Source organism: Burkholderia sp. lig30, assembly GCF_000687455.2.
In the GTDB taxonomy this organism is placed as follows: domain Bacteria; phylum Pseudomonadota; class Gammaproteobacteria; order Burkholderiales; family Burkholderiaceae; genus Burkholderia.
This window is the reverse complement of sequence record NZ_JGVW01000134.1, coordinates 1-24,973: the sequence shown is the minus strand read 5'-3', so window position 1 is coordinate 24,973 and position 24,973 is coordinate 1. Positions and strand designations below refer to the sequence as shown.

Sequence of the window (24,973 nt, the reverse complement as noted above, 5' to 3'; positions counted from 1 at the left end):
AGAGGGCAGAGGGCAGAGGGCGGCGCCTCAGCGCCGCCCGGCCAGCGATCAGTCAATCCCGTGAAAGACCGCGTCCTCCGGCCCGAGGTACGCAGGCGGCCGCCACGTCGCATCGCGCATCGAGTGCTGCACGAGGTTCTCGACGCCGAGCAGCGTCGCGAAAATCGCCATCCGCACCGGAATGCCGTTGTCGGTCTGGCGGAAGATCGCCAGGCGCGGGTCGCGGTTCAGGTCGGTCGACAGGTCGTTCGCGCCCGGGCGGCTGTCGCGCGGCAGCGGGTGCATGATCAGCGTGTCCGGCCCGCACACCGCGTCGACGAGCGCCTGGTTGATCTGGAAGTCCGGCGTGTAGCCTTCGAACGATTCGTCGGTGAAGCGCTCCTTCTGGATGCGCGTCGCATAGACGACGTCCGCGCCTTTCAGCCCTGCCGCGAGGTCGTGCGTCTGCTCGATCACGTGACCGTTCTTCGAGATCTGGTCGAGGATGTAGGCCGGCATCTCGAGCATCGGCGGCGACACGAGCGTGAACTTCAGGCCGCGGTACAGCGCGAGCAGCTTGACGAGCGAGTGGACCGTGCGGCCGTACTTGAGGTCTCCGACCAGCGCGATGTGCGCGCCGTCGACGATCTTGCCGAGCCGCGAGAACTCGCGCTGGATCGTGTACAGGTCGAGCAGCGCCTGGCTCGGATGCTCGCCCGGGCCGTCGCCGCCGTTGATCACCGGGAGGTTGGTGGCGCGCGCGAATTCGGCGACCGAGCCCTTTTCCGGATGGCGGATCACGAGCGCGTCCACATAGCCCGACATCACGCGGCTCGTGTCGTAGATCGATTCGCCCTTCGCCATCGACGAGAACGTGAAGCCGGTCGTGTCGCAGACCGAGCCGCCGAGCCGGCAGAACGCCGCGCCGAACGACACGCGGGTGCGGGTGCTGGCCTCGAAGAACAGGTTGCCGAGCACCGCGCCTTCGAGCACGCGCGAGATCTTGCGGCGGCGCGCGATCGGCTGCATCACGTCGACGACGCGGAACAGCGCCTCGACCGAATCCCGGGAAAACTGGTCGACCGACAGCAGTTGCGGCTTGCCTTCAAACAGGAACTGACTCGCGAGGCCTTGCGTCTCTACGCTTTGCGTATATGTTTCGTCGGGGGTCGCGCGGCAGACGATCTCCGACACGAAGCGCTCGACGATCTCGGGCATGCCGCGCGATTCCTGCGAATCGTCAGGCAGAAGCCACGTGTCCAGTGCGCGGCGGCTCACGCCGATACGATTGGCGAACGCTTCGCGCGTCATGTTGAGGCGGCGCATCGCATCGCGGAGGAAGGCCTGCTGGGGAACGGTCATCGGAGCACCTGTTTTGGAAAATATACGCGGTGCGTATATTAGTGCGGCCGCCGTGGAAGTCAAGGAAAAACGATGCTGCGGCGCGCGAGCCGCGAGCCGCCCGGCGAACCACCGAACCACCGAACCACCGAACCACCGAACCACCGAACCGGCGCGTCACCCCTGCGCCGGGCCGCCTTCCAGCCCGGCGACGATCTCTTGCGCCGCGCGCTGCAGCTCGGGCACGAAGCGCCGGGTCGCGTCGCTCGACGAGATCGCCTTCGACAGGTAGATCACGTTCAGGCAGCCGAGCACGTGCCCGTGCGCGGCGATCGCCACCGCGACCGCGCCGATCTTCTTCTGCGCGCCCCAGTCGCTCGCGTTCAGCCCGAAGCCGTCCGCGCGGGTCTGGCGGATCAGGTTCGCGATATACGCATCGTCGAGCGCGAGGCGGTGCTGCTCCTCGTCGTCGGTGTTCGCACGCAGGAGCGCGAGAATGTCCTCGCGCTCGGCATCCGGGCACATCGCGAAGTACGCGCGCCCGGCGGCCGTCGTCAGCATCGGCAGCCGCCGCCCGACCATCGAGCGGTGAAACGACAACGGGCTGAAGCGGTGCGTCGTCTCGCGGATGATCATCGCGTCGCCGTCCGGCGTCGTCAGGTCCGACGGCCATACGACGCGCTGCGTCAGCTGCGCCATGATCGGCGGCGCGACGGTCGCGATCCACTCGTCGTCGGTGAACCCTTCGCTCAGCGCGCGCACCCCGAGCGTCAGCCGGAAGCTGTCGTCCGACACGCTGCGCCGCACGTAACCCTCGTCGACGAGCGTTTCCAGCAGCCGGCGCACGGTGGTCCGGTGCAGCCCCGTCGCATCGCTGATCTGCTGGCTGGTCGCGCGCCCGTTCTCCATCGCGTTGAGCGCGCAAAGCACCTGCAGGCCGCGCGCCAGTCCCCTTACGCTGGTGTATTTCGACACGATAAAAAGCCTTATAAAACAAAGGCGTGCATCAGGTGCACATTCTGTCCAAATTGTTGAGGCGCGCCATCGCGCTCCTTAGACTCTGTTCGAAACTGGATGCGCCGGCGGCAGAGGATGCCCGGTGGAAGGTGTCAGGGAAGACCCGCCCATCGTAGCAGAGGCTGCGCCGGGATGGCGATGGCGGCGAGCGTGCCGCGTCGCCGGCACCGGTTTCGTGGTGAGTAGAGGATGCGCGGCTGCGAACCGCGCCTCAGAGATAGGAGAGAGACATGTCCCCCCAAACCGGGGCTGAGCGCACGTTCGCCAGCCCGACCGTCGTCGCGACCGACGTCGCGATCATCGGCGCAGGCCCGGTCGGCCTGATGATTGCCAACATGCTGGGCCTGCAGGGCGTCAACGCGATCGTCATCGAAAAGCTCGACGACATCATCGACTACCCGCGCGCGATCGGCCTCGACGACGAGGCGTTGCGCGTGTTCCAGGCGGTCGGCCTCGCCGGCGAGCTGCTGCCGCACACGACTCCCGATCACTGGATGCGCTTCGTGACCGAGAGCGGTCACTGCTTCGCGTCGATCGAGCCGCGCACCGACGAATTCGGCTGGCCGCGCCGCAACGCATTCCTTCAGCCGCTCGCCGACCGCATCCTGTACGGCGGCCTGAAGCGCTTCGAGCACGTCGACGTGCTGCTCGGCCATACGGTCGACGGGTTCTCGCAGGACAGCGACGGCGTGACGATCGAGGTGACCGGCGCGAACGGCGAGCGCAAGACCGTGCGCGCCGCCTACATGGTCGGCGCGGACGGCGGCAACAGTTTCGTGCGCCGCGCGCTGAACGTGCCGTTCGAAGGCCGCACGAAGCCGAACCAGTGGATCGTCGTCGACGTGCGCAACGACCCGATCGGCTCGCCGCACATCTACATGCACTGCGACCCCGAGCGCCCGTACGTGTCGGCCGCGCTGCCGCACGGCATCCGCCGTTTCGAATTCATGGTGATGCCGGGCGAAACCGAGGAGCAGCTGTCGCAACCGGAGAACCTCGCGGCGCTGATCCGCAAGGTCGTCGCCGATCCGGACAAGGTCGACTACATCCGCAAGCGTGTCTACACGCACAACGCGCGCCTCGCGCGCAGCTTCGACATCGGCCGCGTGCTGCTCGCCGGCGACGCCGCGCACATCATGCCGGTCTGGCAGGGGCAGGGCTACAACAGCGGCATTCGCGACGCGAGCAACCTCGGCTGGAAGCTCGCGCTGGTCGCGAAGGGGCTCGCACGCCCCGAGCTGCTCGCGAGCTACACGCTCGAACGGCGCGATCACGCGCGTTCGATGATCCATCTGTCCGAGGTCGCGGGCGACATCTTCGCGCCGACGACGCGCTTCGGCACCAAGGTGCGCGACGCGTTCGTGCGGGTGCTTGGCGCGTTCCCGGCGGCGAAGCGTTATTTCGTCGAGATGCGTTTCAAGCCGATGCCGCGTTACGAGGCGGGCGTCGTGCTGCTGCCGCAGCGCACCCGCACCGACGGCGTGCTCGCGCGCCTGCTCGACCGTGCGGGCGGTTCCGCGCCGGGCCGCCTGCTCGGGCTGATGAGCCAGAAGCGCAGCTCGTGGTTCGGGCAGCTGGTGCATGGCCGCGACGCGCTCGGCCGCTCGCCGGTCGGCCGGATGTTCATCCAGCCGCGCGTGCGCACCGCGGACGGCCGCACCGTGCGCCTCGATGACGTGATCGGCAACCGCTTCGCGGTGATCGGCTGGGGCAGCGACCCGACCTTCGGCCTGACCGACTCGGCCCGCGCGGTGTGGGAGCGGCTCGGCGCGTGCTTCGTGCTCGCGAAGCCGGATGTCCAGCTCGACTATGCCGCCGACGTGCCCGACGGCGTGATCGCGATCGGCGACACGACGGGCCGCCTGAAGGACTGGTTCACCCAGATCCCGCAATCGGTCGTGCTGCTGCGACCGGACCGCTTCGTCGCCGGCGTGTGCACGCCGCAGGAAGTGTCGGGCGCGATCGTCGAGCTGGCCGGATTGCTGAAACTGACCGACACCGTGTCCGCGACGCAGGGCGCGCGGACCGAGGCGACCGCGTTCGCGGGCGTCGCAACACCGATGGGAGCATGACGTGCCGATTCACCTTGAATGTTTGTCTCATACGCCGCTGCACGGCTATGTCGATCCCGTGCCGGAGGTCGTCGCCGAAGTAGAACGCGTGCAGGCCGCCGCGCGTGCCCGCGTCGAAGCGTTCGATCCGGAATGCATCGTTCTTTTCGGGCCGGATCACTACAACGGCTTCTTCTATGACCTGATGCCGCCGTTCTGCATCGGCATGGCGGCGCGTGCGATCGGCGACTTCAAGAGCATGGCGGGCCCGCTGAACGTGCCGGAAGCGCTCGCGCGCGAGCTGGCCGAGGCGGTGCTCGATGCCGACGTCGACGTCGCTGTGTCGTACCGGATGCAGATCGACCACGGCTTCGCGCAGGCGCTCGAAGTGATGACGGGCGGCCTCGACCGTTATCCGGTGATCCCGGTGTTCCTGAATTCGGTCGCGCCGCCGATGGCGTCGCTGCGCCGCGCGCGGCTGCTGGGCGACGCGGTCGGCCGCTTCGCGTCGCGGCTCGGCCGCCGCGTGCTCGTGATCGGCTCGGGCGGGATCTCGCACGAGCCGCCGGTGCCGGAGCTGGCCGGCGCGAACGAGGAGGTCGCCGAACGCCTGATCGCCGGGCGCAATCCGGGCGCCGAATCGCGCGCCGCGCGCCAGGCCCGCACGGTGGCCGCCGCGCAGGCGTTCACGACGGGCGACAGCCATCTGCATCCGTTGAATCCCGAGTGGGACGAGGCGTTCCTCGATCTGCTCGAGCGCGGCGATCTGAAAGCCCTCGACGGGATGACCAACGCGGCGATCACGCGCGACGGCGGCAAGTCGGCGCACGAGATTCGCTCGTGGGTCGCGGCGTTCGCCGCCCTCGCTGCCGCCGGCCCGTACCACGCGGTGCGCGACTACTACCGTCCGATTCCGGAATGGATCGCGGGCTTTGCCGCGATGCACGGCTCGACCGCCGACGCGCGTTCGTCCCGCTAACGAAACCAGGAGTAACGACATGTTGACCCCAGAACAAGTCAGCGCGCTCGCCGCGCGGCTGCGCGACGCGGAGCGCGACCGCGCGCCGGTCGACCCGCTGCGCGCGGAGATCGGCGAACAGAACGCCGAAGGCGCATACGCGATCCAGCAAGCCAACGCCGCGCTGCGCCGCGAGCGCGTGGTCGGCCGCAAGATCGGCCTGACGTCGCTGGCGGTGCAGAAGCAGCTCGGCGTCGACCAGCCCGACTTCGGCACGCTGTTCGCGTCGATGGCATACGGCGACGCGGAACCGATGCGCCTGTCGCAGCTGATCCAGCCGAAGGTCGAGGCCGAAATCGCACTGGTGCTCGAGCACGATCTAGTGCAGGAAAAGCACACGTTCGTCGACCTGCAGCGCGCGACCGCCTATGCGCTCGCGGCGATCGAAGTCGTCGACAGCCGCGTCAAGGACTGGAACATCCGCTTCGTCGACACCGTCGCCGACAACGCGTCGAGCGCGCTGTTCGTGCTCGGCAGCCGCCCGGTGCCGCTGTCGGATCTGGATCTCGCCGGCTGCGAGATGACGCTGTCGTCGGGCGACGAGGTGCTGTCGCGTGGCAACGGCGCGGCCTGCCTCGGCAATCCGCTGAACGCGGCCGCGTGGCTCGCCGACCGCATGGTGCAGCTCGGCACGCCGCTGCGCGCCGGCGACGTGATCCTGACCGGCGCGCTCGGCCCGATGGTGGCCGTCAAGTCGCCCGGCACGTTTACCGCGCAGATCGCCGGCCTCGGCAGCGTGCGCGCAACCTTCATCGATTGAGGACCTCCATGAGCGCTCAAAAACTCAAGGCCGCGATCATCGGCTCGGGCAACATCGGCACCGACCTGATGATCAAGATCATGCGGCACGGCAAACATCTTGAAATGGCGGCGATGGTCGGCATCGACCCGGCGTCGGACGGCCTCGCGCGCGCCGCGCGCCTGGGCGTCGCGACGACGCACGAAGGCGTCGAAGGACTGACGCGCCTGCCCGTGTTCGACGAGATCGACTTCGTGTTCGACGCGACCTCGGCCGGCGCGCACGTGAAGAACGACGCACTCCTGCGCAAGCTGAAGCCCGGCATCCGCGTGATCGACCTGACGCCTGCGGCGATCGGCCCGTACTGCGTGCCGGTCGTGAACCTCGATGCGCATCTCGACGCGGGCAACGTCAACATGGTGACCTGCGGCGGCCAGGCGACGATCCCGATGGTCGCGGCGGTGTCGCGCGTCGCGAAGGTGCATTACGCGGAAATCGTCGCGTCGATCAGCAGCAAGTCGGCCGGCCCCGGCACGCGCGCGAACATCGACGAGTTCACGGAAACCACGTCGAAGGCAATCGAGGCGGTCGGCGGCGCGGCGAAGGGCAAGGCGATCATCGTGCTGAACCCGGCGGAGCCGCCGCTGATGATGCGCGACACGGTGTACGTGCTGTCCGAGGCGGCCAGCCAGGCCGAGATCGAGGCGTCGGTCGAGGAGATGGCGAAGGCGGTGCACGCGTATGTGCCGGGCTATCGCCTCAAGCAGAAGGTGCAGTTCGACGTGATCCCCGAAAACGCACCGCTCAATATCCCGGGCCTCGGCAAGTTCAGTGGCCTGAAGACCTCGGTCTTCATCGAAGTGGAAGGTGCGGCGCACTACCTGCCCGCCTATGCCGGCAACCTCGACATCATGACGTCCGCCGCGCTCGCGACCGCCGAGCGCATGGCGCAGTCGATGCAACGCGCGAACGCATAAGGAAGGCTTCCCCATGAGCAAGAAACTGTACATCTCCGACGTGACGCTGCGCGACGGCAGCCACGCGATCCGCCATCAGTATTCGATCGACAACGTGCAGACGATCGCGCGCGCGCTCGACGCGGCGAAGGTCGACAGCATCGAGGTCGCGCACGGCGACGGCCTGCAGGGCTCGAGCTTCAACTACGGCTTCGGCGCGCACACCGATCTCGAATGGATCGCGGCGGTGGCCGACGTGGTCGAGCACGCGAAGATCGCGACGCTGCTGCTGCCGGGCATCGGCACGATCCACGACCTGAAGGCCGCGTATGACGCGGGCGCACGCATCGTGCGGGTGGCGACGCATTGCACCGAAGCGGACATCTCGAAGCAGCACATCGAGTATGCGCGCGAGCTCGGCATGGATACCGTCGGCTTCCTGATGATGAGCCACATGACGACGCCGGAGAACCTGGCGGTCGAGGCGAAGAAGATGGAAGGCTACGGCGCGACCTGCATCTACGTGGTGGACTCGGGCGGCGCGATGAGCATGAGCGACATCCGCGACCGCTTCCGCGCGCTGAAGGCGGTGCTCGACCCGTCGACGCAGACGGGCATCCACGCGCACCACAACCTGAGCCTCGGCGTCGCGAATTCGATCGCCGCGGTCGAAGAAGGTTGCGACCGCATCGATGCATCGCTCGCGGGCATGGGTGCGGGCGCGGGCAACGCGCCGCTGGAAGTGTTCATCGCGGCGGCGGAGCGTCTGGGCTGGAACCACGGCACCAACCTGTACACGCTGATGGACGCGGCGGACGACATCGTGCGGCCGCTGCAGGACCGCCCGGTGCGGGTGGACCGCGAGACGCTCGCGCTCGGCTATGCGGGCGTGTACTCGAGCTTCCTGCGCCATTCGGAAGCGGCCGCGAAGAAGTATGACCTGAAGACGGTCGACATCCTCGTCGAACTCGGCAAGCGACGCATGGTGGGCGGTCAGGAAGACATGATCGTCGACGTCGCGCTGGACCTGAAGCGCGCAAGCGGCGAACGCGCATGACACACGGCGAAGGGCGGCGGCGACGCGGCCCTTCGCTGTTGTGTTTTTGACGCCGCAAATCGATAGACATCGCCGCCACGAGCGATGCATACACGGATCTTGGAGACTTTTCATGAACACGTCGGAGAACGGCCGCCTCGGCGGCGCCCGCACGATCGGCCTTTGCCTGCTCGTTGCGTTGCTTGAAGGACTGGACCTGCAGTCGGCGGGCATTGCCGCGCCGCGCATGGCGCGCGAGTTCGCGCTCGGGGTCGGGCAGATGGGCTGGGCGTTCGGCATCGGCGCGCTGGGACTGTTGCCCGGCGCGGCGCTGGGCGGACGGCTGGCCGACCGGCTCGGCCGCAAGCGGGTGCTGCTGCTGTCGGTCGCGCTGTTCGGGCTGTTTTCGCTCGCGACGACGCAGGTGTGGAATTTCGACAGCCTGCTGGCCGCGCGTTTTCTGACGGGGCTCGGGCTCGGCGCGGCGATGCCGAACCTGATCGCGCTGTGCGCGGAAGCCGTGCCTGATCGCCGGCGCAACACCGCGGTCGGTGCGATGTACTGCGGGATGCCGTTCGGCGCGGCGCTGGCGGCGGCGATCGGCATCGTCAGCGTGAGCCCGGCCGGCTGGCGGCACGTGTTCTACGTCGGCGGAGTCGGGCCGCTGCTGGTGCTGCCGCTGCTCGCGTTCTGGCTGCAGGAGTCCGGACAGTTCGTGGCCGCGCAGTCGCGGATCGCGCACACGTCGGCGGAAGCGGGCGCGGGTCATGCGCTGTGGGGGGAAGGGCGTGCGGCAACGACGGCCGCGCTGTGGGTGAGCTATCTCGGCACGCTCGTCGTGCTGTATTTCCTGCTCAACTGGCTGCCGTCGATGGTGATGACGCGCGGCCTCACGCATGCGCAGTCGAGCTTCGTGCAGATGATGTTCAACGTGGGCGGCGGGATCGGCGCGGTCGGCATCGCGAACCTGATGGACCGGTTCGGACGGCGGCGCACGGTGGTCGGCATGTACGTCGGCATCGCGCTCGCGCTGACCGTGCTGACGGAATCGCGCGACGCGGCATGGCTCGCGTCCGGCGCGCTGCTGTGCGGGCTGTTCCTGGTCGGCGGGCAGTCGGTGCTGTATTCGCTCGCGAGCGCGATCTATCCGACGCGCGTGCGCGGCACCGGCGTCGGCGCGGCCGTGGCGGTCGGGCGGTTCGGCTCGATCCTCGGGCCGTTCGTCGCCGGCCAGTTGCTGGCGATGGGCCAGAGCACGACGATGCTGATGGCGTCGAGCATTCCGCTCGTCGTCGTCGCGGCATGCGCCGCGCTGACGGTCGTCGCGCGGGATCGAGAGCCCGCGCAGCCGTTCGCGACGGAGTAAGGATGCGAAGCGCCGTATGGGCGCTTCATGGGGCGGATGCGGCGCGACGCGCGCATCCGGTCGAACGATTGACAGACGAGGTTCAAGATGACGCAGCAAGGACAGACATTGACGGAAGAAAGCACCAGCCGGTTCGTGCAGGTGAAGGTCGGCGAATTCGACCTGAAGCTGCACTACAACGACGCCGGGCAGGGCAGCGAGACGGTCGTGATGCTGCACGGCTCGGGCCCCGGCGCGAGCGGCTGGGCGAACTTCAACCGCAACGTCGGCGCATTCGTCGACGCGGGCTACCGCGTCGTGCTGCTCGACTGCCCGGGCTGGAGCAAGAGCGACACGATCGTCAACACGGGCTCGCGCTCGGAGCTCAACGCACGCTCGCTGAAGGCGCTGCTCGATGCGCTCGGCCTCGATCGCGTGCACATCGTCGGCAATTCGATGGGCGGCCATAGCGCGGTCGCATTCGCGCTGCTGTATCCGCAGCAGGTCGGCAAGCTGGTGCTGATGGGCGGCGGCACGGGCGGCCCGAGCCAGTTCGTGCCGATGCCGACCGAAGGGATCAAGCTGCTGCAGCTGCTGTATCGCGAGCCGACGCTCGAGAACCTGAAGCGGATGCTCAACGTCTTCGTCTACGACGCAAGCAGCCTGACCGAAGAACTGATGCAGGCGCGTCTCGCGAACATCCTCGCGCGCCGCGACCATCTCGAGAATTTCGTGAAGAGCCTGGCTGCGAATCCGAAGCAGTTCACCGACTACGGCCCGCGTCTCGGCGAGATCGCGGCGCCCGCGCTCGTGATCTGGGGCCGCGACGACCGCTTCGTGCCGCTCGACGTCGGCCTGCGTCTCGTGTGGGGCATGCAGAACGCCGAGATGCACGTGTTCAGCCGCTGCGGCCACTGGGCGCAGTGGGAGCACGCGGAGAAGTTCAACCGGATGGTGCTGGAGTTCATCGCCGGCTGAGTCCCGCTTGCGGCGGCGTGCGCCCGCACGCCGCCGCGCGACACGCTGCCAGCCTGACCGCGCGGACGGTGCGCCGCCGCGCGGCTTGTTGCGCTGTGCGCGCCGCGCGACGGGCGCCGCGGCTCAGCCGCGCCGCCTGAAGGTCGCGCGACGCATCAGGTCGACCAGCGCGTCGAGCTCCGGAGGATGGGACTCGGCGCGCGTCACCATCACCAGCTCGATTTCGGGCGCCGTGCCGGCCAGCGGCCGGCAGCACATCGTGTCGCCGGCCAGCGCCTCGACATAGGCGGGCAGGAGCGCGATCCCGAGCCCCATGCCGACCAGGTTCAGGTTCAGCAGGATGTTCGTCGCGACCTGCACGACGTCCGGCTGAACGTGGTGCCGTTCGAAGTATTCCTGAACGATGTCGTAGAGCTGGCCGGCATACGCCGGATTGGTGCGGATGAACGGCTGGCCGTCGAGCATCGCCGGCTCGATGCGCGCCTGCGCGGCGAGCGGATGGCTCGCCGGCATCAGCACCACGAGCGGCTCGGTCAGCACGACTTCCACGTTCAGGTCCGGCGAATGCACGGGCCGGCGCATGAACGCGATGTCGATGTCGCCGCGCAGCAACGCCTCTTCCAGCTCCATCGTCGGCAGGCTTCGCAGCTCCACGTTGACGCCCGGGCACCGCATCCGGAGCTTCGGCAGGATCGCCGGAAAAATCGTTATTTCGGCCGCGGGCACGAACCCGATCGTCACGGTCAGCGCATGCTGCTGGCCCGCCTGCCGTGCGCGCGCGACCGCGCGATCGGCCTGCGCGAGCACGAGCCGCGCTTCCGCGAGAAACACGCGGCCCGCCTCGGTCAGTTCGACCTTGCGTTTCGATCGTTCGAGCAGCCGCGTGCCGATCTCGTCTTCGAGATCGCGGATCTGCTGGCTCAGTGACGGTTGCGCCGTGTGCAGACGCTGCGCGGCGCGGGTGAAATTCAGTTCATCGGCAACCGCGATGAAGTAGCGGAGGTGGCGGAGTTCCATTCGGCAGTAATTGCTGAAACGTCTAACGGCAAACAAACAAACTATTTCACAACGAAGCGGGCGGCGACGATCATTCCCGCTTGCTCGTCCATACGGAATGGATGGTGCCACGGAGGAGACGCGAATGACAGAAAAGCTTGATATCGATGCACTGGTCGACGCAAGAGACGGCCGCGTGACGTCGTCGATCTATACCGACCCGGACATCTACGCGCTCGAGCTCGAGCGCATTTTCGGCCGCTGCTGGCTGTTCCTGGCACACGTCAGCCAGATCCCGAAGGCGGGCGATTTCTTCAATACATACATGGGCGAGGACCCGATCGTCGTCGTCCGGCAGAAGGACGGCTCGGTGAAGGCCTTCCTCAACCAGTGCCGCCACCGCTCGATGCGCGTGAGCTTCGCCGATTCCGGCAACACCCGTTCGTTCACCTGCCCGTACCACGGCTGGTCGTATGGCGTCGACGGTTCGCTGATCGATGTGCCGCTCGAGCCGCGCGCATACCCGCAGGGCCTGTGCAAGGAGAAGTGGGGCCTGCAGGAAGTGACCCGCGTCGCGATCTACAAGGGGCTGATCTTCGGCAACTGGGATGCGAGCGCGCCGGATCTCGAAACCTACATGGGCGACATCGCGTGGTATCTCGACGGCGTGCTGGATCGCCGCGAGGGCGGCACCGAGATCATCGGCGGCGTGCACAAGTGGGTGATCGACTGCAACTGGAAATTCCCGGCCGAGCAGTTCGCGAGCGACCAGTATCACGCGCTGTTCTCGCACGCGTCGGCGGTCGAGGTGCTCGGCGCGAAGTCGGGCGACGCCGACAAGGCGCTCGGCGCCGGCCAGACCGCGCGCCCGGTGTGGGAAACCGCGAAGGACGCGCTGCAGTACGGGCAGGCCGGCCACGGCAGCGGCTTCTTCTTCACCGAGAAGCCGGACGCGAACGTCTGGGTCGACGGCGAGGTGTCGCAGTATTTCCGCGATACGTACGAGGAAGCGAAGGCGCGCCTCGGCGAAGTGCGCGCGCTGCGCCTCGCGGGCCACAACACGATGTTCCCGACGCTGTCTTGGCTGAACGGCACCGCGACGCTGCGGGTCTGGCATCCGCGCGGCCCGAACCAGGTCGAGGTGTGGGCGTTCTGCATCGCCGACAAGGACGCGTCCGACGAAGTGAAGGCGGCGTTCGAGCGCAGCGCGACGCGCGCGTTCGGCCCGGCAGGCTTCCTCGAGCAGGATGATTCGGAGAACTGGGTCGAAGTGCAGAAGGTGCTGCGCGGCAGCCGCGCGCGCAAGACGCGCCTGTGCCTGGAGATGGGCCTCGGCGGCGAGCGCCGCCGCGACGACGGCATTCCCGGCATCACGAACTACATCTTCTCGGAAACGGCCGCGCGCGCGATGTATCGCCGCTGGGCCGACCTGCTGCTGTCGGACACCTGGGACGAGGTCGAGCAGCGTACCCGCGAATACGAACAGGAGGTGCTGAAATGAGCGATGTCGCAACGATCGAGCGCGCGCCCGTGAGCGTGGCGCTGCATCATGAACTCACGCAGTTCCTGTATCGCGAAGCCGATTGCCTCGACACATGGCGCTTTCGCGACTGGCTCGACTTGCTGAGCGAAGACGTGCATTACACGATGCGCACCGTCGTCAACGCGCAGACGCGCGATCGCCGCAAGGGCGTGGAGCCGCCGACGACGTGGATCTTCAACGACACGAAGTCGCAGCTCGAACGCCGTGTCGCGCGCCTGGAGACGGGCATGGCGTGGGCGGAGGAGCCGCCGTCGCGCACGCGCCACCTGGTCACCAACGTGCGGATCGAGGCGGCCGACGTGGCAGGCGAATACGACGCCCAGGTCAACTACCTGCTGTTCCGCTCGCAGAAAGAGCGCGACGAGACGTTCTACGTCGGCGCGCGGCGCGACCGGCTTCGCCCGGCCGACGGCGGCGCGGGCTGGCTGGTGTGCCGCCGCGAGATCGTGCTCGACCAGGCGGTGCTGACCTCCCATAACCTGAGTGTGCTTTTCTGATCATGGCTCGAATTTTCGTATGTCCCGCCGACGGCCTGGCCGACGGCGAGGCGATCAAGGTGGACGGCGCGCATCAGGCGATCGCCGTGTTCAACGTGCAGGGCGAGTTCTACGCGCTGGCCGACCGGTGCAGCCACGGCAATGCATCGATGTCCGAAGGGTATGTCGAAGACGACGGCACGGTCGAATGCCCGCTGCACGCCGCACGCTTCTGCCTGAAGAGCGGTGCGGCGCTGTGCCAGCCGGCAACCGACCCGTTGCGCACGTTCCCGATCGTCGTCGACGCGGGCTCGGTCTACGTCGACGAACCGGAGGTGGCATGAACGGCCCCCACGCTCACATTCGTTCGCTGCCCCCCGAGGGGGCGGCTGCCTTCCTCGGGGCGGCCCGTCGGGAGGCAGCATGAGCTGGCTCGACGGCGAAGTCGCGCTGATCACCGGCGGCGGCTCGGGGCTCGGACTCGCGCTCGTCGAGCGCTTCCTGAATGAAGGCGCGCGCGTCGGCGTGCTCGAACGCTCGGCCGAGAAGGTCGATGCGCTGCGCGCGCGCTTCGGCGCCGACGTCGAAGCCGTGCAGGGAGACGTGCGCGTCTACGACGACAACCGGCGTGCGGTGGCCGCGACGATCGAGCGCTTCGGCAAGCTCGACACGTTCGTCGGCAACGCGGCCGTGTGGGATCACGGCGCGACGCTGCTCGATCTGTCGCCGGAGCGGCTCGACGCGGGGTTCGACGAACTGTTCGGGATCAACCTCAAGGGCTATCTGCTCGGCGCGAAGGCCGCGGCCGACGCGCTGCTCGCGTCGCAAGGCAGCATGATCTTCACGCTGTCGAACTCGGCGTTCTATCCGGGCGGCGGCGGGCCGCTGTACACGGCGAGCAAGCACGCGGCGACCGGGCTGATTCGCGAGCTGGCGTACGAACTGGCGCCGCGCGTGCGCGTCAACGGCGTCGGGCCGTGCGGCATGGCGAGCGACCTGCGCGGTCCCGAGTCGCTCGGCCAGTCGCAGCAGCGCATCATGGATTCGCGCACGCCGGAAGCGATCGCGAGCATTCTGCCGCTGCAGTTCTTCCCCGCGCCGGAAGATTTCACCGGCCCGTTCGTGCTGCTGGCGTCGCGCGCGAACAACCGCACGCTGAGCGGCGTGATGATCCAGGCCGATGCCGGCCTCGGCATCCGCGGCATCCGCCACGTCGCGGGCGGCCTGCATCTGTGACGCGCCGGCCGCGCCGCGCGCGGCACGGCCGGCGAATATAACGAAACGAGGAGACGCATGACCCAGACGACCTATGTGATCGTCGGCGCCGGCCAGGCCGGCGCGATGGCCGCCGCCGAGCTGCGGCGGCGCGGTTTCGAGGGGCGCGTCGTGCTGATCGGCGACGAGCCGCATCTGCCTTACGAGCGTCCGCCGCTGTCGAAGGACGTGCTGCTGCGTCCGGCCGACACGCGCGTCGCGCTGTTTCAGGAATCCTTCTACGCGGAGCAGCGCATCGAGCTGCGTCTCGGTGTGCGCGTGACCGCGATCGATGCCGATGCGCATGTGTTGACGCTGAACGACGGGATGTCGGTCGCGTTCGACAAGCTGCTGCTGGCGACCGGCGCGCGGGTGCGCCGGCTGCCGATGCTGGACGACCTCGGCGAAGGTGTGTTCACGCTCCGCACGCTCGACGACGCGCACGCGCTGCGCGCCGCGTTGTGCGAAGGCCAGCGGGTGCTGATCGTCGGCGGCGGCGTGATCGGGATGGAACTGGCGTCGAGCGCGGTCGATCTCGGCGCGCACGCGACGGTGATCGAGCAGGCGCCGGACGTGATGGCGCGCTGCGCGCCGCCGCTGGTGCGCGAGCACCTGCGCGCGCTGCATCGCGCGCGCGGCGTCGACGTGCGGACCGGGCGGCGGCTCGTCGCGGCCGCGCGCAACGGCAACGCATTCGCGCTGACGCTCGACGACGGCACCGTGCTCGAAGGGGACGTGATCGTCTACGGCATCGGCGTCGAGCCCGACGACGCGCTCGCGCGTGCGGCGGGCCTGCGCACGGACGGGGCGATCCTCGTGGATGCCGCCTGCCGCACGTCGCATCCCGACATCTTCGCGGCGGGCGACAACGCGGCTGAATGGGACGCGCAGGCCGGCCGCCACGTGCGTCGCGAGACCTGGGAGAACGCGAATCGCCAGGCGGCGAAGGCGGTGGCCGCGATGCTCGGCGAGCCGGACGATGCGCCGAACGTACCGTGGTTCTGGACCGACCAGTGCGGCGTGAACGTGCAGTTCGCCGGCGACATGGCGGCGGACGAATGGGTCGTGCGCGGCGACATGCCGGGCTCGGCCTGCGCGCTGTTCGGGTTGCGCGACGGCGTGGTGACGGCTGGCGTGACGCTCAACCGCGGGCAGGACATGCGCAGCATCAGGACGCTGATCGAGCGTCGCGCGTCGATCGCGCCCGAGGTGCTGGCCGATGCGGGGCAGAACCTGCGGGCGCTCGCGAAGGCGGCATAGCGGCTGTCATTGGCGTGAACACGCCCTCGGGAGGCGAGGGCGTGTGGCGCGGCAGTGTCGCACGGTGGCGGGCGATGCCCCCCGGCCGCGTCGTCACTGGTAGTCGAGCATCACCTGCACCCCGGCGTTCACGGAACCGCCGTTGATCGCGCCGTCGGTTTGCACATAGGACGCATTCAGCGGAATCGACGGCGATCCGCCGGTGCCTGAGTCGTATCCGGTCACCGTGTGCGACTGGCCCAGCGGCAGCGGCTGGCCGCTTGCGCCGTCGGTGATCCGGATGCCGATGCCGGATGCGCCGGAATCCGGGCGCAGCTTCAACGTGCCGGGCGCGCCGGCGACCGCGCCGTCGATCGGCGACAACTGGTAGCCGATCCGGTTGTAGCCGGCCGGGCAGTTGTTCAGGCGCAACTGGAACGCCGTCTCGCCGGTGGTCGAGCCGACGCCGGTGAAGGCGTTTTGCGGCACCGACGGCAGCGTGACGGTCTGGTCGGATACCGAGCACGTGCCGTTGATGAAGGCGGCCTTCGCGCTGAGATACACCGACGTGGTCTCGGTCATCAACGTGCCCTTGTACCGGACCAGAAAGTACGCGCTGAAGGCGCCCGAATTCAGCGAGCCGTCTTTCGGCGTGCGGCTGTCGCGAAACAGCTGGACTTCGGCGATGCCGCGCAGCGTCGTCCCGCCAATACCTGTCGTGACCGGCGTGCCGTCGACGAGGATCCGCGTCGACAGCCCGGACACGTTCGTTTCGAGATCCGGGCCCGCTTTCGACTGGAGCAGGCTCCCCTTGTTGTACAGGGTCGCGCCGGTGAGGTTGCAGGTGTCCCTGCCGCAAAATTCCTGCGGCGTGAAGTAGGTCCGTGCGACGACCGTGCCGGCCGGTGCATTCGACGGAATCACGATCGAGGCCTGCCCGAACGCATACAGTGCGTCGGCCACTGCCGGAACGGGCGCCGCCATCGCGGCCAGCGCCAGCCAGGGCATGATGCGCGCGACCGCATGACGCCTGCCGAGCGTCGTGTCTTTCGAACGGTGAACGGTAGAGAACATACGCTTTCCTTATTGATTGCTTGCGATCGCCGATCCCGGTGCGCACACGCCCTTGATCGTCTGGAAGCCGCTGCGCTTGCCCTTGCCGTCGCGCGTCGGCAGGTCGTAGGAAATCCGGCAGGCCGATCCGGCATCGTCGCCCCACTTGACCGTCAGCTCGCCTTTCTCCTCCAGCCCGCGCGCGAAGATCTTGCTCGCCTGCGCGACGATGCCGATGTCCTTGCCGGTGGCGTCGTAGACTGCCGCGCCGAACGGCAGCGGCGTGCCGTCCGCGCGGCGCGCCTGGATGATCGCGGCGCGGCCGGTCTCGGTCGAGAACCGGACGAACGACACCGAGCCCGCGTGCGGCGCGACCTGCTGGCTCGTTTCCTTCAGTTCGACGTCCATCGAGATGCCCTTCGGGTCGAGCTCGACGGTGTTCAGGTAATACGGCGTCAGATACGGCACCACCGCATAGCCGCGGCTGTCGACCCGTACGCCCGACGCGTTCGCAACCCGCGCGCCCTCCGCGCCGGGCGCTTCGACGATCGCGAAGGTCTCCGACAGCGGTTGCGACAACGTGATGCCGCCCGGGTGCGCGACCACCGCGCCGCGCGCGCCGATCGAGCCTTGCTGGTAGTCGGTGTTGCCGCCGACGCTCGCGCTCAGCTCTGCCACGCGTGAGCGGTAGGTCATGCTGCCGCTGCCGTTGGTCGTCGAATGGCCCGAGCCGGAGGCGTGATCCGCGCTGAGGCTGTATGACAGCGCGTGGTCGGCGCCGGCCGAGCCGGACAGGGTCGACTGGGCCCGCATCTGGCCTTGCGTGTCGCGCGAGAAGTTGCCCGTCAGCGTCATCGGGCGCGTCTTGCCGAGCGGGATCGTCACGCCGGCGTAGTAGAGCGTGCTCATGTCGCCGGCCGAATCGCGCTGGCGCGTCGCGCTCAGGTTGTACGAGATGCCACGGTACGAATTGTTGTAGCCGACCGAGTAGTTGATGTCCGAGCCGGCGCGGTTCCAGTAGCGGGCGGTGGAGGCCGTGACGCTGAGCTGGCCGCCTTTTTCGCCGAGCCGCTGGCTGAGCGTGAGCGACGCGCGGTTGCGCTGGCGCCAGACGGCGTCGATGCTGCCGCCGTTGCGCGCGGTGTCGCGGGCGAGCATCGCGTCGTTCAGGTTGAAGTAGCCGCTCGTGGAGTACCGGTAGGCGGCCAGCGCGATGTCTGTGCCGGTGGCCGCGACCGCCTTCGAATAGCTGAGCCGCAGGCTCGAGCCGTTGAAGCGCCGGTCGCCCGGAATCGACGTCAGCGCGTGCGTGTAGTCGAGGCCGAAGGCGCCGACCGACGTGTTGAATGCCGCGCCGAGCATCGCGGCCGCGTAGCCGGACGCGGCCGTCACGCCGCCGTAGCCGGTCAGCAGGTTGGTCAGGCCGCGCTGGTACGTTGCCTGCGCAAACAGCGGATCGCTCGTGCCTTGCGGATTGCGCAGCGTGCCCGCGACGAAGCTGTAGCGGCTGATGCCGGGGCGCAGCGACAGCGGCACCGCCGCGTACGGCACGGCGAACGTGTGCACGGAGCCGTCCGCTTCGGTGACCGACACGTTCAGGTCGCCGCCGTACCCGGTCGGATACAGGTCGTCGATCTCGAAGGCGCCCGGCGCGACCGTGGTTTCGTAGATCGTCACGCCGTTCTGGTGAATCGTCACCTTCGCGTTGCTGTTCGCGATGCCGCGCACGACCGGGGCGTACCCGCGCAGCGAGTCGGGCAGCATCCGGTCGTCCGTCGACAGCTGCACGCCGCGGAACTGGGTCGAGTCGAACAGTTCGCCAGACGTGTAGCTCTCGCCGATCACGAGTTGCGACGACAGCGACGGCAGGTCGCGCTGCAGATAGGTGGCGATGTCCTGATACTGGCTGCCGCCTTGCGACGACCACGTATACGAGCCGCTATGACGGAAATGCCAGTCGCCGATGTTGACGCCGCCGTTCAGCCCGAGATAGCCCTGGATCCGGGCCGTGCTGGCGCTGGTCTTCGAGCCGTAGACGTTGAGGTTGTACCCGAGCATCGCGGCGGGCACGCCGGCATCCCATTGCTCGGGGCTCACGTAGCCGCGCGGCTTGCGCGCGAGCGATGCCTGCGGAATGCTCAGCGTCAGCTTCTGCTCGGTGAAATCGAATGCCGCGCTCGCGTCCGGCACGACCTGGCCGATGCGCAGGCATGCGCGTTCGCCGCCGAGCTCGACGTTCAGCTCGGGCGACAGTTTCGTGAAGTCGATGCCGATGCGCTTGAGCAGCGAGCGGTCGAAGCACGGCTGAGCGTCCGGCGTGCCGGGCGCGGCCTGGAACGGCACGTCGGCGCGACCGATCCAGTCTTGGCCGACGTGGATGTCCACGCTGTAGGTGCCCGGCGACGTGACGTTGCCGCGGGAGAACCGCGAGATGTCGACGCGCTTGCCGCTGCCGTTGCCGAGGAACCCGGCGTCGAACTCGACCTGCGCGAACTGGGTCTGCGCGATCTGCAGGGGGGCGGGCGTGTCGGCGCGGCCGTCGCCGGCCCATGCCGCCAGGCTGGACAGGATCAGTACGTGGAGGGGGTTGAGGCGCGGGACGCTCGGCACGTCACGGGCCGCATGTCGAATCGAGGTCATGTTCCGGCACTCCTGGTTGATGGGCACTGAACGTGTCTCGCCGGCGCGCGGCGGTGGACCGCGCCGCGTGCGCGTCAGGCATTCGGGCATCGCCCGGGGCGGTGGCGGTCCGGACGCGGTTGCCGGGCCCGGCAGTGCATCCGGGGCGGCAAGGAAAGGGCGGCGTGTGCCGGCCGCTGGTGACGGCGTTGCCGCCGGCGTGGCGAGGGCGTTACGGTTTTTCGGAAACCGGTTGCGAGTTGTCGCTCGACGCACCCCAGTCGTCGATGCTGTTGAATTCGACCGTGGCGCCGGCCGCGGGATGGGCGGCGAGGTCCTTGACGGGGAACTGCCGGGTGCTGGCCGGCAGCACATAGCCCATGCCGGCATCGTATTTCTGGCCGGCCGATTTCAGCGCGACGCTGCCGAAATTGACGACGTAGGGCGTCGGGTTCGTGGCCTGCAGCGCATAGCGGCCGCCTTCCGCCTTGACGAGCTGCCAGCCGAGCTGGTTGCGGGCGGTATTGGCATTGCCCGGCAGGCCGTCGGGGCGGTACATCACCTTGATGCGCGAGCGGTACGCGATCTGAAGCTGGTTGCGGTCCGCGCCGGTTGCGTTCTTCGGCGGAATTTCGAGCACGTTGAGCCAGAACAGCGACTCCTTGTCGGCCGGCAGCGGCTCGTTCGTATGGATCATGCGCAGCGTCTGGCCCTTGCCCGGTTCCATCCGGAACATCGCGGGCATCAGCGTGAACGGCACGTCGATGTCGTCGGGCGACGCGTTGGGATCGCCGTTGTCCAGCCAGGCCTGCACCAGCGCGGGCGCCTTGCCTTCGTTCGTGAGCTTGACCGTGACTTCCCGCTCCGTGGACGGGAAGATGACGCGCGTACCCGAGATCACCACGCTGGCATACGCGTGCGAGGCGATCGCGGCGGAAATCAGGGCGATGACTTGAAGTGATTTGATGATCTTCATGGCGACTCAGGTGGAGGGGACGTCATCCCGGGCGGCGCGCCCGGGGTAGCGGTTTGGAATCCGGAGCCACGCCGCCCGGGAGCGGCTCCGTGCGCGCGCTTTACTGATAGGTCAGCGAGTACTGCACCTTCGAGTTGGCCGCGCCTGCCTCGGCCTTGTCTGTCGCGTGGTACTCGGCGAAATAGTTCAGCTGCGCCGTGCCGTCTTCCGCGATATCGACGGTCTGCGAACCCTGGTCGCCTTCCGAGCCGACCTTGATCGGTTGCTGCTTGTCGTTCAGGACGCTGATCTGGACGTTTTTCGCGGCGGGCGCTTCGGCGGTGCCGTCGTCGAGCGTCAGGCGGCCCGAGGTCTGATCGACGTTCGAGCCCGATTCGAACACCACGGCGACCTTCGTCGGGTTGGTGCCGCCCGTCGTGCAGTCAGTCAGCGCGAGCGAGAACGGCGTGCGGCCTGCGGTGGCGCCGGCCGCGCCGAGCGTGTTGGCGCCGACGTGCGGCAGCGCGACCGAAATGTCGGCCTGGTTGCCGTTGATCTTGCAGGTCGACGCGATCACGTTGCCGGTGAACGTGATGGTGCCGTCCGATGCGTGTGCTGCCGAAGCGGCGGCGAGGCCGGCCGAGACCAGCAGGAGGGAGAGGAGTTTGCGGTTCGTCGCGATCTTCATTGTCTGGATTCCCTGGGTGTACGAGGTTGACGGGGTGAAACGTGCTTGAGTCGTTTGAAACGGTGACGTTGCTCGTCTCGGAAACCATTATCGAAAATCGGACGCGCGGTTTTAATCAGACCGCATCTCGTAATTCGATGACTTTTATAGGACTAGTACGATGCGTTGAACGATGAGGTAAGTCGGACGGAGAGCGTGTCGGTGCGCGCGGGAGGGGGCGTAACGGGTACGGCGGAAGCGAACCGGGCAGCCAAGGGAAAGGGGCAATCCGGCGCGAGAAATTTTGAAGTCAGATTCGCGAAAGAGAAGGAATGCGAATCAATGTGTTTGCGAGGCGTGGTGTGTGGTGCGATCGGCTGCGGCGGTGGGCTGTAGTACCGAAGGTTCGGTGTCATCTGGCGTCGAAGGCAGCCAGGGTGAGGATCTCAACGCGCTCGGCGACGCGGCGCTAGACACGGCGCCGCCGCCGGCTCGCGCGCGGCGGCGCGCGCGAACTGGCGAACCGGCGAACTAGCGAACTAGCGAACTAGCGAACTAGCGAACTAGCGAACTAGCGAACCGGCGCACGCGCGTTCGTGCGTGCGCACGGAGGGGCTCCCGGACGTCAGGCCGCGTTGCTGAGCGACGGGTAGTCGGTGTAGCCGGTTTCCCCGGCCGCGTAGTACGTCTCGGGCACCGGCTTGTTGAGCGGTGCGTCGAGCGCGAAGCGGCGCGGCAGGTCCGGGTTCGCGATGAACAACTGACCCCATGCGATCGCATCGGCGTCGCCGCGCGCGAGCGCCTGCTGCGCCGTGTCGAGCGTGAATTTCTCGTTTGCGATGAACGGCCCGCCGAACGCTTCCTTCAGGTGTGGGCTCAACTGATCGCCGCGGAACGATTCGCGCGTGAAGATGAAGGCGATCTTGCGGCGGCCCAGTTCGCGCGCCACGTAGCCGAACGTCGCGGCCGGGTCGGAATCGCCCATCGTGTGCGCGTCGCTGCGCGGCGCGAGATGCACGCCGACGCGCCCGGCGCCCCAGACCGCGATCGCCGCGTCGGTGACTTCCAGCAGCAGGCGCGCGCGATTCTCGACCGGCCCGCCGTACGCGTCGGTGCGGCGGTTGGTGCTGTCCTGCAGGAACTGGTCGAGCAGATAGCCGTTCGCGCCGTGGATTTCGACGCCGTCGAAGCCGGCGGCCTTCGCGTTTTCCGCGCCCTTGCGGAACGCGGCGACGACGCCCGGAATCTCGTCGAGGCCGAGCGCGCGCGGCGTGACGTACGGCCGTGCCGGGCGCACCAGGCTCACGTGGCCTTGTGCGGCGATCGCGCTCGGCGCGACCGGCAGTTCGCCGTCGAGGAACATCGGATCGGAAATCCGGCCGACATGCCACAGCTGCAGGAAGATGCGTCCGCCCGCGTCATGGACGGCCTGCGTGACGCGCTTCCAGCCTTCGACCTGCTCGTCGGACCAGATGCCGGGCGAGCCCGCATAGCCGACGCCTTGCGGCGTCACGGACGTCGCCTCGCTGATGATCAGGCCGGCGGACGCGCGCTCCGCGTAATAGCGGGCCATCAGCGCGTTGGGCACGCGGGTGTCGCCCGCGCGGGTGCGCGTGAGCGGCGCCATCACGATGCGGTTCGGCAGCGTCAGGTCGCCGAGGACGAGGGGATCGAACAACGTAGGCATGGCAAGTGACCTCTTGAGGAAAGCGCGGGCGGGGTGTCCGCGTGGCCTGTCCGGCCGGGTGGGCTAGAGTTCGCGGCGCAGTGCGTCGAGAAACGCGTCGATGACCGCCTCGTTGCGCTTGAAGAATGCCCATTGGCCGATGCGAGTCGACGTCACGAGCCCCGCGCGCTGCAACGTCGCGAGATGCGCGGAGACAGTGGACTGCGACAGGCCGCAGCGCGCGTCGATCCGGCCCGCGCAGACGCCGTGGTCGAACGGCAGCGTCTGGTCGGGGAAGTGCGCGTGCGGTTCCTTGAGCCACGCGAGGATCTCGCGGCGGACCGGATTGGCGAGCGCCTTGTGGATCGCGTCGAAGTCGATGTCGATGTCGTCGGTCATGGGTGGGCTTCGGTGAAACGAGGTGGATCGTCGTTTTGCGAATCATATATCGGAAAATGACGATATACAAAAAGTCACTGCTGACGATAGGGGTGATGTGTTGATAGGAAACAATTAAGTCTGTCGGGCGACGATAAGGTCTGTCGGGCTTGGACCGCGACTGTAGATAGCCTCTAAACTGAGGAAACGCGACTCACAAAAACTATTATATTTTAATATTGATAGTTTTTTATTTTATCGACAAACACCTGTGCTCTTCAGGGACGTCCAAGAACGCAGTCGTTGGCGTCTGTCAGTTCGATGTAGACAAAACGTGGAATCTGGCGAACTCGGTGACGTGGAGTAAGAGCGCTCGTTGTGTCGACAGCGTGTGCTAAGTTGCATTAATTCCGGTTACGGGCGCTCGATTTAGGTTTGGTTACGAGGGCCTTTTCTGCCGCTAAGCTTTGCCTGACAAGGCGTAACTGAAACTGTTGTCAAAGGGGCTCCGGAGCCTTTTTCGGTGCCCCTTTTTGCGATTGCCTTGCAGATTCGGCAAATTGCACAGGAGCGATGCCTCATTGAGCGGACGTTCGCGGCTCTCAGTGTCGGCCCAAGCTGACCATCCTCCAGACCTTTCTGCCACGCAATTGCTGGCATCTACCCCTCAAGTGGCGACGACCTTTTGCTTCGGTTGCGCCCGCTCAGCCAACTTCTCGTAGAACTGCTCGTAGATATCGTAGAGATGCGCCGGCAAATCTGGCCCGAGATAAGGCTCCTCGTTCAGGAGCTCCGAAAGCAACAAAAGACGCCTCTCAGGCTGGCGTCGCCTCTGCGTGTAATCTTCGAAAAAGGACGCGAACCGGCACTGGCCCCGACGCACGACCTCAACGAGGCGGTCGAGATGGTCAACGCTGAGGATGTACGTGGGGCTGTCCGATGCGAATTGGTCCGCGCTCGTCGTGAAGAGTTGGTCCGTCTCGGATGCAAAAAGGTCGCCGTAAGTGATGACGACTTTGTGCACAGTCGTTTCGGGGCGAGCTTTTCGCACGAAGGCCTCAACATTTCGAAGCTGCCCATCTGCCTTTCTCACGGTCGCACTGAGCCTTGAAGCGTAGTCGCGGGCGGTTCCATTAGCCGGAAGCGTGTGAGTCAGCGCTTTATTCTTGACCTCGAGCAACACAACGCCAGCACCGTCCAGCACCGCGAAGTCGCAGCACTGACCTTCGACAGCGAAACGAGCGCGAACCTCGTTTTCGCCCAGAACCTCAACGCCCGTCAGGGCCAGGCTGCGACCGACATACGCCTCGAACAACTTCTCGAAGGCCTGGCGAACTCCGTTGTTTTCGCTTCGACCGACAATGTCACTTAACGCGTACCCCAAGTTGCGGTCGAGGCCGCATCGTCCCCAGAAGAACCACATCTTGTTGAACGACGTAAAGGGCGAACGATAGAGAAGGTTCGGTTGAAACCACTCGTCTGGACTGACCTCCCGCATCTGTTGCGCGGTTACTTCTCGCGGGACAAGCATGGTTTGATAAAACCGTTCGACAGGCTTCTTGCCAAACATCTTCCACAGGCCCACGCGATAGTCCGCTGCGACGACCCGGGAAATGTCCTCGAGAGAGTGCTGGCGAAACAGGGTGGTAAGCGTCCGGCGAACCCGT

Annotated in this window: 22 protein-coding genes; 12 read left to right on the top strand and 10 right to left on the bottom strand. The window is 67.3% G+C overall.

Annotation, left to right across the window (positions count from 1 at the left end):
* Window positions 1–48 precede the first annotated feature (48 nt).
* Together LIG30_RS23995 and LIG30_RS23990 are read right to left on the bottom strand one after the other, a co-directional pair.
* Window positions 49–1,341 carry an aspartate carbamoyltransferase gene (locus LIG30_RS23995; protein WP_038716174.1) on the bottom strand — a complete coding sequence of 431 codons (1,293 nt, stop codon included), beginning with the start codon at window positions 1,339–1,341 and terminating at the stop codon, window positions 49–51.
* A 156-nt stretch (window positions 1,342–1,497) separates the two neighbouring features.
* Window positions 1,498–2,295, bottom strand: coding sequence for a DNA-binding transcriptional regulator (locus LIG30_RS23990; RefSeq protein WP_038716171.1), 798 nt, complete (start codon window positions 2,293–2,295; stop codon window positions 1,498–1,500).
* Window positions 2,296–2,567: 272 nt separating this feature from the next.
* On the opposite strand from LIG30_RS23990, the gene LIG30_RS23985 reads away from it, so the two are divergent.
* From LIG30_RS23985 to LIG30_RS23955, 7 genes are all read left to right on the top strand, one after another.
* On the top strand, window positions 2,568–4,409 hold the full coding sequence (locus tag LIG30_RS23985) for a bifunctional 3-(3-hydroxy-phenyl)propionate/3-hydroxycinnamic acid hydroxylase (protein ID WP_051995161.1): 1,842 nt from the start codon (window positions 2,568–2,570) through the stop codon (window positions 4,407–4,409).
* A gap of 1 nt (window position 4,410) precedes the next feature.
* The gene (locus tag LIG30_RS23980; RefSeq protein WP_038716168.1) at window positions 4,411–5,367 is read left to right on the top strand and encodes a 3-carboxyethylcatechol 2,3-dioxygenase; all 957 of its coding nucleotides are present in this window, start codon (window positions 4,411–4,413) and stop codon (window positions 5,365–5,367) included.
* A 19-nt stretch (window positions 5,368–5,386) separates the two neighbouring features.
* Window positions 5,387–6,166 (top strand): fumarylacetoacetate hydrolase family protein, encoded by a 780-nt coding sequence (locus tag LIG30_RS23975; RefSeq protein ID WP_038716166.1) that lies wholly within the window; start codon window positions 5,387–5,389, stop codon window positions 6,164–6,166.
* A gap of 8 nt (window positions 6,167–6,174) precedes the next feature.
* A complete protein-coding gene (locus tag LIG30_RS23970; protein ID WP_038716165.1) occupies window positions 6,175–7,122 on the top strand; it encodes an acetaldehyde dehydrogenase (acetylating) in 948 nt (315 codons plus the stop codon).
* A gap of 13 nt (window positions 7,123–7,135) precedes the next feature.
* Window positions 7,136–8,158, top strand: coding sequence for a 4-hydroxy-2-oxovalerate aldolase (gene dmpG / locus LIG30_RS23965; protein ID WP_038716163.1), 1,023 nt, complete (start codon window positions 7,136–7,138; stop codon window positions 8,156–8,158).
* Between the two features lie 112 nt (window positions 8,159–8,270).
* Window positions 8,271–9,503: a 3-(3-hydroxy-phenyl)propionate transporter MhpT gene (mhpT, locus tag LIG30_RS23960; RefSeq protein ID WP_038716161.1), complete on the top strand. Its 1,233-nt coding sequence runs from the start codon at window positions 8,271–8,273 to the stop codon at window positions 9,501–9,503.
* An 87-nt stretch (window positions 9,504–9,590) separates the two neighbouring features.
* Window positions 9,591–10,460, top strand: coding sequence for an alpha/beta fold hydrolase (locus tag LIG30_RS23955; RefSeq protein ID WP_038716159.1), 870 nt, complete (start codon window positions 9,591–9,593; stop codon window positions 10,458–10,460).
* 123 nt (window positions 10,461–10,583) lie between these two features.
* Here the strand turns inward: LIG30_RS23955 and hcaR are convergent, their stop codons facing one another.
* Window positions 10,584–11,477, bottom strand: coding sequence for a DNA-binding transcriptional regulator HcaR (gene hcaR, locus LIG30_RS23950; RefSeq protein WP_038716157.1), 894 nt, complete (start codon window positions 11,475–11,477; stop codon window positions 10,584–10,586).
* Between the two features lie 124 nt (window positions 11,478–11,601).
* Here hcaR and hcaE point away from each other — a divergent pair, with 124 nt between their 5' ends.
* The 5 genes from hcaE to hcaD all read left to right on the top strand — a co-directional run bounded on the left by hcaE (window position 11,602) and on the right by hcaD (window position 15,989).
* Window positions 11,602–12,957: a 3-phenylpropionate/cinnamic acid dioxygenase subunit alpha gene (gene hcaE, locus LIG30_RS23945; RefSeq protein WP_038716179.1), complete on the top strand. Its 1,356-nt coding sequence runs from the start codon at window positions 11,602–11,604 to the stop codon at window positions 12,955–12,957.
* Complete coding sequence (gene hcaF, locus LIG30_RS23940) at window positions 12,954–13,496, top strand: 3-phenylpropionate/cinnamic acid dioxygenase subunit beta (protein ID WP_038716155.1); 543 nt, start codon at window positions 12,954–12,956, stop codon at window positions 13,494–13,496. Before hcaE ends, hcaF begins: the two co-directional genes overlap by 4 nt.
* A 2-nt stretch (window positions 13,497–13,498) precedes the next feature.
* Entirely contained in the window at window positions 13,499–13,819 is a 321-nt protein-coding gene (gene hcaC / locus LIG30_RS23935) for a 3-phenylpropionate/cinnamic acid dioxygenase ferredoxin subunit (protein WP_038716152.1), read from the top strand.
* A gap of 79 nt (window positions 13,820–13,898) precedes the next feature.
* Window positions 13,899–14,711, top strand: a complete 813-nt coding sequence (hcaB, locus tag LIG30_RS23930) for a 3-phenylpropionate-dihydrodiol/cinnamic acid-dihydrodiol dehydrogenase (RefSeq protein ID WP_038716150.1) — start codon at window positions 13,899–13,901, stop codon at window positions 14,709–14,711.
* Window positions 14,712–14,768: 57 nt separating this feature from the next.
* Entirely contained in the window at window positions 14,769–15,989 is a 1,221-nt protein-coding gene (gene hcaD, locus LIG30_RS23925; protein ID WP_038716149.1) for a 3-phenylpropionate/cinnamic acid dioxygenase ferredoxin--NAD(+) reductase subunit, read from the top strand.
* Window positions 15,990–16,082: 93 nt separating this feature from the next.
* Here the strand turns inward: hcaD and LIG30_RS23920 are convergent, their stop codons facing one another.
* The 7 genes from LIG30_RS23920 to LIG30_RS26890 form a co-directional block, all read right to left on the bottom strand.
* Window positions 16,083–17,042 (bottom strand): fimbrial protein, encoded by a 960-nt coding sequence (locus LIG30_RS23920; protein ID WP_235510392.1) that lies wholly within the window; start codon window positions 17,040–17,042, stop codon window positions 16,083–16,085.
* A gap of 9 nt (window positions 17,043–17,051) precedes the next feature.
* On the bottom strand, window positions 17,052–19,661 hold the full coding sequence (locus LIG30_RS23915) for a fimbria/pilus outer membrane usher protein (RefSeq protein WP_038716146.1): 2,610 nt from the start codon (window positions 19,659–19,661) through the stop codon (window positions 17,052–17,054).
* A gap of 211 nt (window positions 19,662–19,872) precedes the next feature.
* Complete coding sequence (locus tag LIG30_RS23910; RefSeq protein WP_038716143.1) at window positions 19,873–20,616, bottom strand: fimbrial biogenesis chaperone; 744 nt, start codon at window positions 20,614–20,616, stop codon at window positions 19,873–19,875.
* 100 nt (window positions 20,617–20,716) lie between these two features.
* Complete coding sequence (locus tag LIG30_RS23905) at window positions 20,717–21,283, bottom strand: fimbrial protein (RefSeq protein ID WP_038716141.1); 567 nt, start codon at window positions 21,281–21,283, stop codon at window positions 20,717–20,719.
* A 604-nt stretch (window positions 21,284–21,887) separates the two neighbouring features.
* Window positions 21,888–22,949, bottom strand: coding sequence for an alkene reductase (locus LIG30_RS23900; protein WP_038716139.1), 1,062 nt, complete (start codon window positions 22,947–22,949; stop codon window positions 21,888–21,890).
* 63 nt (window positions 22,950–23,012) lie between these two features.
* Entirely contained in the window at window positions 23,013–23,327 is a 315-nt protein-coding gene (locus LIG30_RS23895) for an ArsR/SmtB family transcription factor (protein WP_038716136.1), read from the bottom strand.
* 646 nt (window positions 23,328–23,973) lie between these two features.
* A partial coding sequence (locus LIG30_RS26890; protein WP_038716135.1) for a hypothetical protein occupies window positions 23,974–24,973 on the bottom strand: 1,000 nt, incomplete at its 5' end.